The organism is Symbiopectobacterium purcellii (assembly GCF_052050035.1).
Lineage (GTDB): Bacteria > Pseudomonadota > Gammaproteobacteria > Enterobacterales > Enterobacteriaceae > Symbiopectobacterium > Symbiopectobacterium purcellii_A.
This window is the reverse complement of record NZ_CP189882.1, coordinates 2,696,354-2,708,935: the sequence shown is the minus strand read 5'-3', so window position 1 is coordinate 2,708,935 and position 12,582 is coordinate 2,696,354. Positions and strand designations below refer to the sequence as shown.

At 44.0% G+C, this 12,582-nt stretch carries 12 protein-coding genes, 1 other RNA gene and 5 pseudogenes; 10 read left to right on the top strand and 8 right to left on the bottom strand.

The genetic code is table 11. The annotated features are described in order from the left end of the window. Nucleotides 1-21 precede the first annotated feature (21 nt). From smpB to ACQGXV_RS18880, 5 genes and pseudogenes are all read left to right on the top strand, one after another. Nucleotides 22-504 carry an SsrA-binding protein SmpB gene (smpB, locus tag ACQGXV_RS18900; RefSeq protein ID WP_440862708.1) on the top strand — a complete coding sequence of 161 codons (483 nt, stop codon included), beginning with the start codon at nt 22-24 and terminating at the stop codon, nt 502-504. Between the two features lie 45 nt (nt 505-549). Further along, nucleotides 550-912, top strand: a transfer-messenger RNA (tmRNA) gene (gene ssrA / locus ACQGXV_RS18895). 355 nt (nt 913-1,267) lie between these two features. Next, nucleotides 1,268-1,915, top strand: a complete 648-nt coding sequence (locus tag ACQGXV_RS18890; RefSeq protein WP_440862707.1) for an IS30 family transposase — start codon at nt 1,268-1,270, stop codon at nt 1,913-1,915. A 78-nt stretch (nt 1,916-1,993) separates the two neighbouring features. Next, entirely contained in the window at nt 1,994-2,893 is a 900-nt protein-coding gene (locus ACQGXV_RS18885; RefSeq protein ID WP_440862706.1) for a transposase family protein, read from the top strand. 101 nt (nt 2,894-2,994) lie between these two features. Next, a pseudogene (locus ACQGXV_RS18880) lies at nt 2,995-3,282 on the top strand (IS30 family transposase); the annotation flags it as partial. Between the two features lie 38 nt (nt 3,283-3,320). Here the strand turns inward: ACQGXV_RS18880 and ACQGXV_RS18875 are convergent. The 8 genes and pseudogenes from ACQGXV_RS18875 to istA all read right to left on the bottom strand — a co-directional run. Then, nucleotides 3,321-3,728: pseudogene (locus ACQGXV_RS18875) on the bottom strand (IS256 family transposase); the annotation flags it as partial. Nucleotides 3,729-3,791: 63 nt separating this feature from the next. Continuing rightward, nucleotides 3,792-4,691: a transposase family protein gene (locus ACQGXV_RS18870; protein ID WP_440862705.1), complete on the bottom strand. Its 900-nt coding sequence runs from the start codon at nt 4,689-4,691 to the stop codon at nt 3,792-3,794. 86 nt (nt 4,692-4,777) lie between these two features. Further along, nucleotides 4,778-4,996: pseudogene (locus ACQGXV_RS18865) on the bottom strand (transposase); the annotation flags it as partial. A gap of 79 nt (nt 4,997-5,075) precedes the next feature. Then, nucleotides 5,076-6,035: a glycosyltransferase family 9 protein gene (locus tag ACQGXV_RS18860; RefSeq protein WP_440862704.1), complete on the bottom strand. Its 960-nt coding sequence runs from the start codon at nt 6,033-6,035 to the stop codon at nt 5,076-5,078. Between the two features lie 873 nt (nt 6,036-6,908). Continuing rightward, nucleotides 6,909-7,517, bottom strand: coding sequence for an IS630 family transposase (locus ACQGXV_RS18855; protein WP_440867507.1), 609 nt, complete (start codon nt 7,515-7,517; stop codon nt 6,909-6,911). After that, entirely contained in the window at nt 7,441-7,806 is a 366-nt protein-coding gene (locus ACQGXV_RS18850; protein ID WP_440862584.1) for an IS630 transposase-related protein, read from the bottom strand. Before ACQGXV_RS18850 ends, ACQGXV_RS18855 begins: the two co-directional genes overlap by 77 nt. Nucleotides 7,807-7,937: 131 nt before the next feature. Continuing rightward, a complete protein-coding gene (gene istB, locus ACQGXV_RS18845) occupies nt 7,938-8,726 on the bottom strand; it encodes an IS21-like element helper ATPase IstB (protein WP_440862703.1) in 789 nt (262 codons plus the stop codon). Then, nucleotides 8,723-9,751: an IS21 family transposase gene (gene istA / locus ACQGXV_RS18840; RefSeq protein ID WP_440862702.1), complete on the bottom strand. Its 1,029-nt coding sequence runs from the start codon at nt 9,749-9,751 to the stop codon at nt 8,723-8,725. The genes istB and istA overlap by 4 nt, the downstream gene beginning before the upstream one ends. A gap of 86 nt (nt 9,752-9,837) precedes the next feature. Between istA and ACQGXV_RS18835 the strand changes: the two are divergent. The 5 genes and pseudogenes from ACQGXV_RS18835 to ACQGXV_RS18815 all read left to right on the top strand — a co-directional run. Next, nucleotides 9,838-10,217, top strand: a pseudogene (locus tag ACQGXV_RS18835) (IS5 family transposase); the annotation flags it as partial. An 87-nt stretch (nt 10,218-10,304) separates the two neighbouring features. Continuing rightward, complete coding sequence (locus ACQGXV_RS18830; RefSeq protein ID WP_440862701.1) at nt 10,305-11,204, top strand: transposase family protein; 900 nt, start codon at nt 10,305-10,307, stop codon at nt 11,202-11,204. A 56-nt stretch (nt 11,205-11,260) separates the two neighbouring features. Continuing rightward, nucleotides 11,261-11,494: pseudogene (locus tag ACQGXV_RS18825) on the top strand (transposase); the annotation flags it as partial. A 252-nt stretch (nt 11,495-11,746) separates the two neighbouring features. Continuing rightward, nucleotides 11,747-12,112 carry an IS630 transposase-related protein gene (locus tag ACQGXV_RS18820; protein WP_440862584.1) on the top strand — a complete coding sequence of 122 codons (366 nt, stop codon included), beginning with the start codon at nt 11,747-11,749 and terminating at the stop codon, nt 12,110-12,112. Continuing rightward, entirely contained in the window at nt 12,036-12,569 is a 534-nt protein-coding gene (locus ACQGXV_RS18815; RefSeq protein ID WP_440862665.1) for an IS630 family transposase, read from the top strand. The genes ACQGXV_RS18820 and ACQGXV_RS18815 overlap by 77 nt, the downstream gene beginning before the upstream one ends. Nucleotides 12,570-12,582 lie beyond the last annotated feature (13 nt).

The following is a 12,582-nucleotide window of genomic DNA, read 5'->3' as shown; positions in this document are numbered from 1 at the left end:
ATCCGGTATAATGACGACACTATGACAAAGAAAAAAGCTTATAAACCCGGCTCCGCCACCATTGCGCAAAACAAGCGTGCTCGCCACGAATACTTCATTGAAGAAAAGTTCGAAGCGGGATTGGCGTTGCAAGGATGGGAAGTTAAATCGCTACGCGCAGGTAAGGCCAACATCAGCGACAGCTATGTACTGTTGCACAGTGGTGAGGCTTTTCTGTTTGGTGCAACCTTTCAGCCATTACTGGCCTCATCAAGCCACGTGGTTTGTGACCCTACACGCACCCGTAAACTGTTGCTGAACAAGCGCGAGCTAGATTCACTCTACGGACTGGTTAATCGTGAAGGTTACACGGTGGTCGCGCTTTCGCTGTACTGGAAGAATGCCTGGTCAAAAATAAAGATTGGCGTTGCCAAAGGTAAGAAAGAGCACGACAAACGTTCTGATATCAAAGAGCGCGAGTGGCAAACAGACAAAGCACGCATCATGAAAAACGCCAACCGCTAACAGTGGATTGGGGCGTCACGGTTCTGTTATACTACTGAAGTACTTGGGGCTGATTCTGGATTCGACGGGATTGTGTAGCCTTAGGAGCATGCCGAGGGGCGGTTTGCCTCGTAAAAAGCCGCAAAAAAATAGTCGCAAACGACGAAAACTACGCTTTAGCAGCTTAATAACCTGCTCTGAGCCCTCTCTCCCTAGCCTCCGCTCTTAGGACGGGGATCAAGAGAGGTCAAACCCAAAAGAGATCGCGTGGATGCCCTGCCTGGGGTTGATGCGTTAAATCCAATCAGGCTAGTTTGTTAGTGGCGTGTCTGTTCGCAGCTAACCGGCGAATGTAAAGACTAGACTAAGCATGTAGTGCCGACGGTGTAGTAATTTCGGACGCGGGTTCAACTCCCGCCAGCTCCACCACATTTGATAGGACTGTGATAGGACAAAGCCTTTAAAAATAACAAGTTAAAGACAGCGACCTGACACAGACCGGACACAACACAGACAAAAATATGCACGTGAAATGCACGTGTTGATTGATGTCATACGCAAAGCCTCCAAATTAGAGTCTGTAAAGAATTTCGTGTAAATGGCTCCATCGCTTAACCGGAAATCCGATCTCCATACATCAACATGAATTGGCTCATAGCCGGTTTCCAGTCTCTGATTGGTAGGGTCCATTTAGCGCCCCATTCCCAGTCGAAATGCAACAAAGTGACCCACTGGCCAGACCCGGATAAAATCACCGTTCTGGCCCTACTGGAGATCCCGTTGCATGCAGGGAAAACATCTGACTCACAAAGAGCGGTTCTACATCGAAAAACGGCGTGGTGATGGGGTTAACCAGGCCACCATCGCCCGGGAACTGGAGCTTCCTCGTTCTACCATCAGCAGGGAACTCAGACGCAATACCGACGCCGCTTTCAACGGGGTCTATTCCTGCAGAAGGGCCGAAACGTTGGCCAGAGGGCGGCGGCAGAAAACTCGGCCGGACAGCGTGATTAACCAGCTTGAACCGCACATTCAGGACTTTATCAGAACGGCGCTGTCTACCCACACCTCACCTGAGGTCATCAGTGGGCGCCTGGTCCTGGAATTTGGCCTGTCCGTCAGCAAGAACTCGCTCTATCGCTATATCCAGCAGGAGCGCCGGGCCGGCGGTGAGCTGTATCAGCAGCTCCCTCATCGGGGTAAACGGTATAACTATCAGACCGATGAGAACAAACGCGGTCCTATTCCCAACCGTGTTGGCATTGAGCAGCGGCCGGCCGTTGCTGACCTCAAGCAGGAACCCGGGCATTTCGAGATTGACACCATCTTTGGCAAAGATCAGAAATCATTCCTGCTGACGGTAGTCGATAAAGCCGTCAAGCTGGTCATCATTCGCAAACTGCCCAACAAGCGAGCAGAGACAGTAAACTAGTTGCTGAATAGAGACTTGCATTTTTTGTCAGGCTATTGAGAATAAAAAGAGGTTTAACTTAGAGAATAAAGGTTTGAAATGATCAACAAAGAGCGGTTGTTACGAGATAATCGTTTATGTAAAGCAATCATTGGATTATCAGTCGAAGAATTGAAAAATTTAGCCGCTGAATTTTCAGCTTGTGATTTGATTTATCGGAAAAGGAATCGAAAAGATCACGAGCGGCAGATGGGTGCAGGGCAGAAAGGATTTATCCCAACCCCATTAGATAAACTGCTTTTTATTTTATTGTATTTAAAATGTTATCCGACCTATGATTTTCAAGGACTTCTTTTTGGTTTAGATAGAACACGGGTATGTCGCTGGGTAAAAATATTATTGCCGGTTTTAGAGATGACCTTGGGGCGAGAATGTGTTTTGCCCGCTCGTCAAATTCGCTCTGCTGAGGAATTTTTTCGCGCCTTTCCTGGAGTTAAAGACGTCTTTATTGATGGGACAGAGCGACCTGTCCAAAAGCCTAAGAATCTGCGTCGGCGAAAAAAAATGTATTCGGGAAAGAAAAGACAGACCACTCGAAAAGGGCTTATTATGACTGACGAAACAAGGCAAATTGGATTTATCCCCATGAGCAAAAATGGGCGCCGTCACGATAAACGCTTACTCGATAAAGTCGATATAATTCGCCATATTCCTCCTGAGGTAACCATCTGGGCAGATACCGGTTTTCAAGGTATAGATAAACAGCATCCTAATACACAAATCCCAAAAAAAGGAACTCGAAAAAGACCTTTATCGCCTGAACAAAAACAAGAAAATAAAATAATCTCGGGCATCCGCATTACAGTTGAACACGCCATCGCGGGTATCAAGCGCCTCGGTTGCATGACCCAAATTTTACGGAATCGTAGACCCTTTATTGATGATACCTTCTTACTCCTTAGCGCCGGTCTTTGGAATTTCCATCTCAGAACAGCGTAAAATTTACTTCAATCACCGAAACACCCTTATTTCACTATTAAGCAACACGCTTAATGGTAGCGGCCTTCAGGGACATCGTTGCCAATACCTTCTGCGAGTTTAAAACCCTGACTGCTGACAACGGTTCTGAATTTTCCCAGCACGGGGAAATTACAAAAGTCACGGGGGCACCGGTCTACTTTGCCCGGCCATATCATTCCTGGGAACGCGGGTTGAATGAGCATACCAACGGCCTGATACGGCGTTTTTACCCGAAGGGAACGGACTTCAATTATGTCACCCATCGCAAGGTTGCAGCACTCGAACACCTGCTCAATACGCGAGGCCGAAAATCGCTGGGTTATCGTTCTCCAAATGAGGTATTTTTAACGCACTTACAGGCGGCATAATGCCCTACCGTTTTGTTGCGTTTCGACTGGGAATGGGGCTTGGCCCCCTCGGTTTTGGCTATCCATAGCCCCAGCAGCTCTTTTTCGCCCTGGCCGTTGATGCCTAGAGCCAAGTAAACAGACTTGTTGGTCACGGCTCCGCCGTCCTGGCTTTTGACCACAATACAGTCAAGGTAAACAATGGGATAAAACGCATCCAGCGGCCGTTGCTGCCAGCGCTTAACGTAATCCATCACGGCATTGGTCACTTGAGAAATGAAGCCAGCGGAAACATCGACCCCGTAGACTTCTTTAAAGTGAGCCTGAATATCACGGGTTGATAGCCCTCTGGAATAGAGAGAAATAATGCGGTCATCGAAGCCGTTAAGCTGCTTTTCGTGCTTACCGATCAGTGTCGGCTCGAAGGTACTGTTGCGGTCGCGCGGAATATCGAGCTCGAGCGCCCCATTTTGGCTACAAGCGTGTTGCTTAATAGTGAAATAAGGGTGTTTCGGTGATTGAAGTAAATTTTACGCTGTTCTGAGATGGAAATTCCAAAGACCGGCGCTAAGGAGTAAGAAGGTATCATCAATAAAGGGTCTACGATTCCGTAAAATTTGGGTCATGCAACCGAGGCGCTTGATACCCGCGATGGCGTGTTCAACTGTAATACGGATGCCCGAGATTATTTTATTTTCTTGTTTTTGTTCAGGCGATAAAGGTCTTTTTCGAGTTCCTTTTTTTGGGATTTGTGTATTAGGATGCTGTTTATCTATACCTTGAAAACCGGTATCTGCCCAGATGGTTACCTCAGGAGGAATATGGCGAATTATATCGACTTTATCGAGTAAGCGTTTATCGTGACCGCGCCCATTTTTGCTCATGGGGATAAATCCAATTTGCCTTGTTTCGTCAGTCATAATAAGCCCTTTTCGAGTGGTCTGTCTTTTCTTTCCCGAATACATTTTTTTTCGCCGACGCAGATTCTTAGGCTTTTGGACAGGTCGCTCTGTCCCATCAATAAAGACGTCTTTAACTCCAGGAAAGGCGCGAAAAAATTCCTCAGCAGAGCGAATTTGACGAGCGGGCAAAACACATTCTCGCCCCAAGGTCATCTCTAAAACCGGCAATAATATTTTTACCCAGCGACATACCCGTGTTCTATCTAAACCAAAAAGAAGTCCTTGCAAATCATAGGTCGGATAACATTTTAAATACAATAAAATAAAAAGCAGTTTATCTAATGGGGTTGGGATAAATCCTTTCTGCCCTGCACCCATCTGCCGCTCGTGATCTTTTCGATTCTTTTTCCGATAAATCAAATAACAAGCTGAAAATTCAGCGGCTAAATTTTTCAATTCTTCGACTGATAATCCAATGATTGCTTTACATAAACGATTATCTCGTAACAACCGCTCTTTGTTGATCATTTCAAACCTTTATTCTCTAAGTTAAACCTCTTTTTATTCTCAATAGCCTGACAAAAAATGCAAGTCTCTATTCAGCAACTAGTTTTACGTACGCTCTTGGATGTCTTGCCATTGCGGGAGTTGCCTGAATTATTACCAGCCGGGTCATGCTTAGCATACCCAAGGTGTATCTCCATCTCAGCTTGAAGAACCCGTTCCGCCAGTCTTTTAGTCAGCTCCTTGAGTAGGCCTGATTCACCCAGAAGCTCCTGAGGGGAGTGGCAATCCTGAAGCAGTTGGTCAATAAGTTCGTTGCTGATAGGCATTTTTTGTCCTCTGAAGGTTTTCCTCAAAATGCCATTTACACAGATCTTTTTACACTCTCCTATTACCAGACAATCTGAGTCACGATCTAAATTCTTGTGTTTTATCAAACTCTTCTCTCAATGACTCTATTAGAATTGAAGTGTCAAATGATGTCATATCGTCCCCTATCTCGGTTTTTAAAAACTGAGTTGTTGTCAATTGAGTGGCTTTGTTACTATTAGGCCCCCACACTATATTATTCTCAAAAACAGAATTAAACATACGATTATTATAAATGCAGAATTGCCGCTTATTTAGCGCACTAGCAAGGTGAACAACAGCAGTATCTACTGTAATTATAATGTCTGCATATTGAACAAGAGCGAATGAGCGCTCTGCATCCTCGAAAGGATTAATCTCAATACGCCTCATCAAACGATTGTCTATTTCGTTACCCAAATTAAAAACAATAGTTCTATATCCTACCAGTGTATTTAGGTAAGTTAGGATTAAATTAATCTGATTAGTAGATAAGTTACGATTTTTTTGGGATGCAAATGGATTGAATATAATTATTTTTTCGTTTTTTAGCTTGATTTGCTGAGAGAAAATATATGCATCATAAACACAATTTTCATTGAATGTGAGGTAAGGTTGGCACTTGCTATCAATAGAAAACAGTTTGATGATGCTTATCATTCTTGTGGTAATGTGCTCAGACTTATGTGTGATAATATTTGTGTCAAAAATCGTATTTTGAGGTTGATTAAAACTGATTGCGTGCTTTGGTTTTATATATGATAGTGTTTTAAGTCTGTAATAAGAAAATGTATCGAAATCAGAAAGGTCAATAACAAGATCAATGTTAAAATTCAATAACATTCTGGTTTTATTGAAAGTATCTTTTTGATATATAAAAAAACCATCAGTTTTTATCATGTCTGTGAACAAGAATGATATCTTGGGAGGTATTATCACATAAACCTTAAAATCAGTATCTCTAAGCGCTTTAATTATACCTGATGTTACAATAGCATCCCCAATGGCCTGAGAGTGCATAAATATACATATAGTTCTGTAATCATTTTTACTAAATTTATTTTTTTTCGATAGAATAAGCTTAAGAAAAAAAAATTCAGTTTTTTCTTTAATTCTTTTGTTTTAATGTTTCTTTGCCTATTTAATTGCCTTAACTCCAAATAAAAATTCATTTTTCAAATATTCCCCAATGAAACTGAATATTATTGGTTTTTGTTCTGTTTCTCTGGCTTTGTTGAATAATTTAACCGTTTGATTTACATCTTCTTTAGGTAGAATGCATGTACAGAGACTGTATTTTGTTAGAACGACAAATCAAGTAGTTAGCACAATAAAAAGCATTACGGCTGGAAAACTTAGTTGTTGAAGTGTTATAATAATTATGTAAATCAGCATGTTAAATTATTCAACAAAGCCTGTTTCTCTTTGAAAGCATTGTCGAATAGGTTTATTATATACTACAAAATTACTGAAAAATCAACGGCTGCATTACTAAAATTCATACCTTTTACATCGCATAATATTTTACAAGCACCCAGAATTACAAGCTTTTTCTGCTAAAATAGGGGCTTTGTTGAATAATTTAAGATACTGATTTATATAAGCATTATAAAATTTCAACGACTAATTTTTCCTCTCGGAATGCTTTTTATTGTGCTAACTATTTGATTTGTCGTTCTAACAAAATACATTCTCTGTACATGCATTCTAACTAAAGAAGATGTAAATCAAACGGTTAAATTATTCAACAAAGCCTAAAATAGGCTGAATAGTCGTTCCTAATACCACTACACTTACCATTTATGAACATCTGACAGTCACGTTAGGCTGTGTCCCTTAATTGCTTGAGCTATAGTATACATCTGTTTCTAAGACACTTTGGATTATGGCTCGCTACGATCTTTCTGATGAAGCATGGGCAATCATTGAGCCCTTGTTATAGCCAAGCGACTTAATTTTGATTACACCATATGGACTGAGAACAAACTCTCTGTATCGCAACCCATCTCTCTTTTTTTGCTTTTTGCTTTTTGCTTGTGCCCATTTATGCTCAATTGGGTTAAGATCTGGCGAATATGTAGGCAAATACTCCACCATATACCCTGCATCGATGATGACTTGTTGAATATTATGTTTTTTGTGAAAAGTGGCATTGTCCATCATGATTACACTGTTTTTAGGGAGTACTGGGATAAGGACTTGTGTGACCCAGGCATAGAAAACATCGCTGTTAATATTGATATCAAATAATCCGATAGCAAACAGCGTTGTGCCTAATAAAGCGCCGATAACATTTGTTCTTCCCCTAGCTCCCCAGTTCTTCAGGCCAAAACACCGTTGACCTTTTGGGGAATAGCCGTGAGTCCGTGGTGCATCGTGTGAAAAACCACTTTCATCAATAAAAACAATAGGTTTACCTTCTTTTTCATACTGTTGTTTTTTTTGTTGAAATCCCTGCCGGGCGTTTTCGTCGGCTTTCGGATGACGTAGAGTTTTTTTTATAGGTCAATCCCAGCTTTTTAAGCGCTTGCCAAATGGCCTTCTGACAAACGCCAAAACGCTCTGCACGTTCTTTTTGGTAAGCATCTGGATATTGTTCAACATCTTTTATCAACTCGGATTTATCGATCTTTCGCTGACGCGTGGTCGATGCTTTTGACTCTATTTGATTAATCCAACGCGATACAGAGGCAGGGCCAATCCGAAATTGCTTCGCTGTTTCTCGGATACTCAACCCTTCGTTTTTCCGTGTAGATATCACTTTACGTCTAAAATCAATTGAATAGCTCATTTAAATAATGTAATCAAAATTAAGTCGTTTAGCTATACCAACCGTTTTGAAATCTCCGCAGGCAGGCCGGCCATGTGCAGAACATCGCAAAATTGTCAATACCGATTGAATTCTGACCCACCCCCTTTGAATTACTCGAGCGTAGCTGCTTTAGTTTTCTTCTGGATCTGACCGCTTTTCAGCTTATCTTTCAGTCGATAGCTTTGACCGCTGATTTGCGCGATATGCGCATGGTGAAGCAGCCGATCCAGCATCGCCGCCGTCAGCGTTTCATCATCTCCGAATGTCCCCGACCACTGGGTAAACGACAGGTTGCTGGTCAGGACCACGCTGCCTGACTCATACCGTTTAGCGATAACCTGGAAGAACAGATTGGCTTCCATTTTACCGAAGGGAAGGTAGCCAACCTCATCTATGATCAACAACTTAGGCTTACCCACAACGCGATTAAGATAGCTTTTTAACTCCCCCTGACGATGTGATGCGAGCAGCTGTAGCATCAGATCTGCGGCTGTGACGAACCGAATACTCATTCCGGCCATCGCGGCTCTGTAGCCGAGTGCTGTCGCCAGGTGCCTTTTACCTACCCCGGACGGACCCAGCAAGACCAGGTTCTCCTGACGCTCGATAAACGCCAGCCCGGCCAACTCCTGGATCTGACTGCGAGGTACGCCACTCGCAAAGGCGAAATCAAACTGCTCCAGCGTCTTGATCACCGGTAGGCCTGATAAACGCAAAATAGTCTGCCGGCGCCGTTCGTTCAGCACATCATGCTGAAGCTGTAAAGCAGCTTCAAGGAAGTCGGCATGAGTGCCGTTGCTGTCGATCGTCGTCTGAGCAACGGCGGGCCACTCAGCCGGTAATCTATCGAGCTTAAGCTGCTCGCAGAGCGCTGCGATACGATCATGCTGGAGGTTCATGCTTCTACCTCCAGTAGCGCCTGATACGTAGCCAACGGGTGCTGGAGACTCTCTGTGGGTATGGGGCGCGAGCAACTCGCCGGTACCGGTGGAGGCAATGCCAGTGTTATCTTCGGCAATGGCAACAACGCAGCCCGCTCACGCGGCATGCGTTGTTCAGGCGGAATACCGGTGGTGCCATGTTTACGGGTGTTGGCAACGGTGATCAACCACTCACCAATGCGTGCATTAGCCGCGGGGACGTCCAGTATCAGCCCAGCCTGGCGAAACGTGGCGGCAAGCGGCACAACAAAGCTGTTCTTGAGGTAATGGTTGAAGCGTTCGACCTTGCCCTTAGTCTTGGCGCGGTAGGGACGGCAAACTTTAGGCGTAAAGGCATACTTCTCAGCCAGTTGCATCAACTGTGGGTTCCAGCGATGCTTGCCGGGCCCGTAGACATCACGCTCAATAATGATGGCCTTGGCGTTGTCGAACAGCAACTGATGCGGAGTTCCGCCAAAGAACTTAAGTGCAGACTCAATGCCGTCACACCAGGCTGCGGACTCCTGGTTGCTGTAGAACTTGACGAAAGTCGCCCGGCTCCAGCCCAGCGTAGCGACGAAGGCCAGCAACGGGTTATGGCCCTGCCTGACGATGGTGAAATCAATCTGCATCTGTACGCCGGGTTCGGTCTCAAAGCGCGTGACCGCCTCAGTAACGGGCTGCTTCATGGGGTGTAGAAATGCGGTAAGCATGCTATAGCCGCCATCATATCCCCGTTGGCCTATCTCGCGCAGCAGCACACTGGCCGGTATCCACTGTGGTCTGGCAGCAGCAACGCGCTCGAGAACATACGGCTTGAACGGGTCAAGCTTGCATGTTGTAGGCATACGCGGCTTGTAACGCATGTCAGCCACCGGTAGTGGACTACGGATATATCGTCGAACGGTCTCGCGGGAGCATGAAAGCTGCCGCGCGATGGCGCGGATGGACATGCCTTGACGGTGTAAAACGTGAATCTCCACTCTGGTCTCCAATGTCATCATTGGCAGTGTCTTAAAACTGCCATTTTTACCCTAGGTGGGTCAGATTTACATCGGCAGGTGAGCCAGTTTTACATCGGTAGCGACACAAAATCGTCAACGGCATGTTATGGATACTGTGTTCAGGTGCCCCATGGCGTGATTTACCTGAACGTTACGGCCCATGGAAAACCGTTTATAACCGTTTCAATAGATGGTCAAAGTTTGGAGTTATTAACATTATTTTTAATAAGTTACTTTCATTTCTTGATGCTCATGGACTTGTTGACTGGTCAGCCACTGCGCTGGATGGCAGCAATATCCGTGCGCTCAAATGTGCGGCTGGCGCTCAAAAAAACATCCCGATATTACCAACGATAACAGCCTGGGTCGCTCACGAGGTGGTTATGGCACCAAAATCCACATGGCGACTGACGGAAGCGGCATCCCGCTAAATATCGTACTGAGTGCTGGGCAGGCTCACGAAAGCCTAAACTAGTTGCTGAATAGAGACTTGCATTTTTTGTCAGGCTATTGAGAATAAAAAGAGGTTTAACTTAGAGAATAAAGGTTTGAAATGATCAACAAAGAGCGGTTGTTACGAGATAATCGTTTATGTAAAGCAATCATTGGATTATCAGTCGAAGAATTGAAAAATTTAGCCGCTGAATTTTCAGCTTGTGATTTGATTTATCGGAAAAGGAATCGAAAAGATCACGAGCGGCAGATGGGTGCAGGGCAGAAAGGATTTATCCCAACCCCATTAGATAAACTGCTTTTTATTTTATTGTATTTAAAATGTTATCCGACCTATGATTTGCAAGGACTTCTTTTTGGTTTAGATAGAACACGGGTATGTCGCTGGGTAAAAATATTATTGCCGGTTTTAGAGATGACCTTGGGGCGAGAATGTGTTTTGCCCGCTCGTCAAATTCGCTCTGCTGAGGAATTTTTTCGCGCCTTTCCTGGAGTTAAAGACGTCTTTATTGATGGGACAGAGCGACCTGTCCAAAAGCCTAAGAATCTGCGTCGGCGAAAAAAAATGTATTCGGGAAAGAAAAGACAGACCACTCGAAAAGGGCTTATTATGACTGACGAAACAAGGCAAATTGGATTTATCCCCATGAGCAAAAATGGGCGCCGTCACGATAAACGCTTACTCGATAAAGTCGATATAATTCGCCATATTCCTCCTGAGGTAACCATCTGGGCAGATACCGGTTTTCAAGGTATAGAGAAACAGCATCCTAATACACAAATCCCAAAAAAAGGAACTCGAAAAAGACCTTTATCGCCTGAACAAAAACAAGAAAATAAAATAATCTCGGGCATCCGTATTACAGTTGAACACGCCATCGCGGGTATCAAGCGCCTCGGTTGCATGACCCAAATTTTACGGAATCGTAGACCCTTTATTGATGATACCTTCTTACTCCTTAGCGCCGGTCTTTGGAATTTCCATCTCAGAACAGCGTAAAATTTACTTCAATCACCGAAACACCCTTATTTCACTATTAAGCAACACGCTTCCTGTTCGCGTTACGACTCCTGGACGGCATTGGCGTGCAACGGCAGAACGGTAGCATGAAGCGTCGTGGTCATGCGGTACTGGCTGACAAAGCCTACTCTGGCAATGCACTCCGTAACGAGTTGAAAAGAAAAGGGATAAGAGCGGTTATTCCCCGAAAATCAAATGAAAAATTGGCTTCAGATGGACGCTCACAACTTTACCGTGATGCTTATCGCCGTCGCACCGTTGTAGAAAAAGCGTGTTGCTTAATAGTGAAATAAGGGTGTTTCGGTGATTGAAGTAAATTTTACGCTGTTCTGAGATGGAAATTCCAAAGACAGGCGCTAAGGAGTAAGAGGGTATCATCAATAAAGGGTCTACGATTCCGTAAAATTTGGGTCATGCAACCGAGGCGCTTGATACCCGCGATGGCGTGTTCAACTGTAATACGGCTTTGTTGAATAATTTAAGATATAGCTAAACGACTTAATTTTGATTACATTATTTAAATGAGCTATTCAATTGATTTTAGACGTAAAGTGATATCTACACGGAAAAACGAAGGGTTGAGTATCCGAGAAACAGCGAAGCAATTTCGGATTGGCCCTGCCTCTGTATCGCGTTGGATTAATCAAATAGAGTCAAAAGCATCGACCACGCGTCAGCGAAAGATCGATAAATCCGAGTTGATAAAAGATGTTGAACAATATCCAGATGCTTACCAAAAAGAACGTGCAGAGCGTTTTGGCGTTTGTCAGAAGGCCATTTGGCAAGCGCTTAAAAAGCTGGGATTGACCTATAAAAAAAACTCTACGTCATCCGAAAGCCGACGAAAACGCCCGGCAGGGATTTCAACAAAAAAAACAACAGTATGAAAAAGAAGGTAAACCTATTGTTTTTATTGATGAAAGTGGTTTTTCACACGATGCCCCACGGACTCACGGCTATTCCCCAAAAGGTCAACGGTGTTTTGGCCTGAAGAACTGGGGAGCTAGGGGAAGAACAAATGTTATCGGCGCTTTATTAGGCACAACGCTGTTTGCTATCGGATTATTTGATATCAATATTAACAGCGATGTTTTCTATGCCTGGGTCACACAAGTCCTTATCCCAGTACTCCCTAAAAACAGTGTAATCATGATGGACAATGCCACTTTTCACAAAAAACATAATATTCAACAAGTCATCATCGATGCAGGGTATATGGTGGAGTATTTGCCTACATATTCGCCAGATCTTAACCCAATTGAGCATAAATGGGCACAAGCAAAAAGCAAAAAAAGAGAGATGGGTTGCGATACAGAGAGTTTGTTCTCAGTCCATATGGTGTAATCAAAATTAAGTC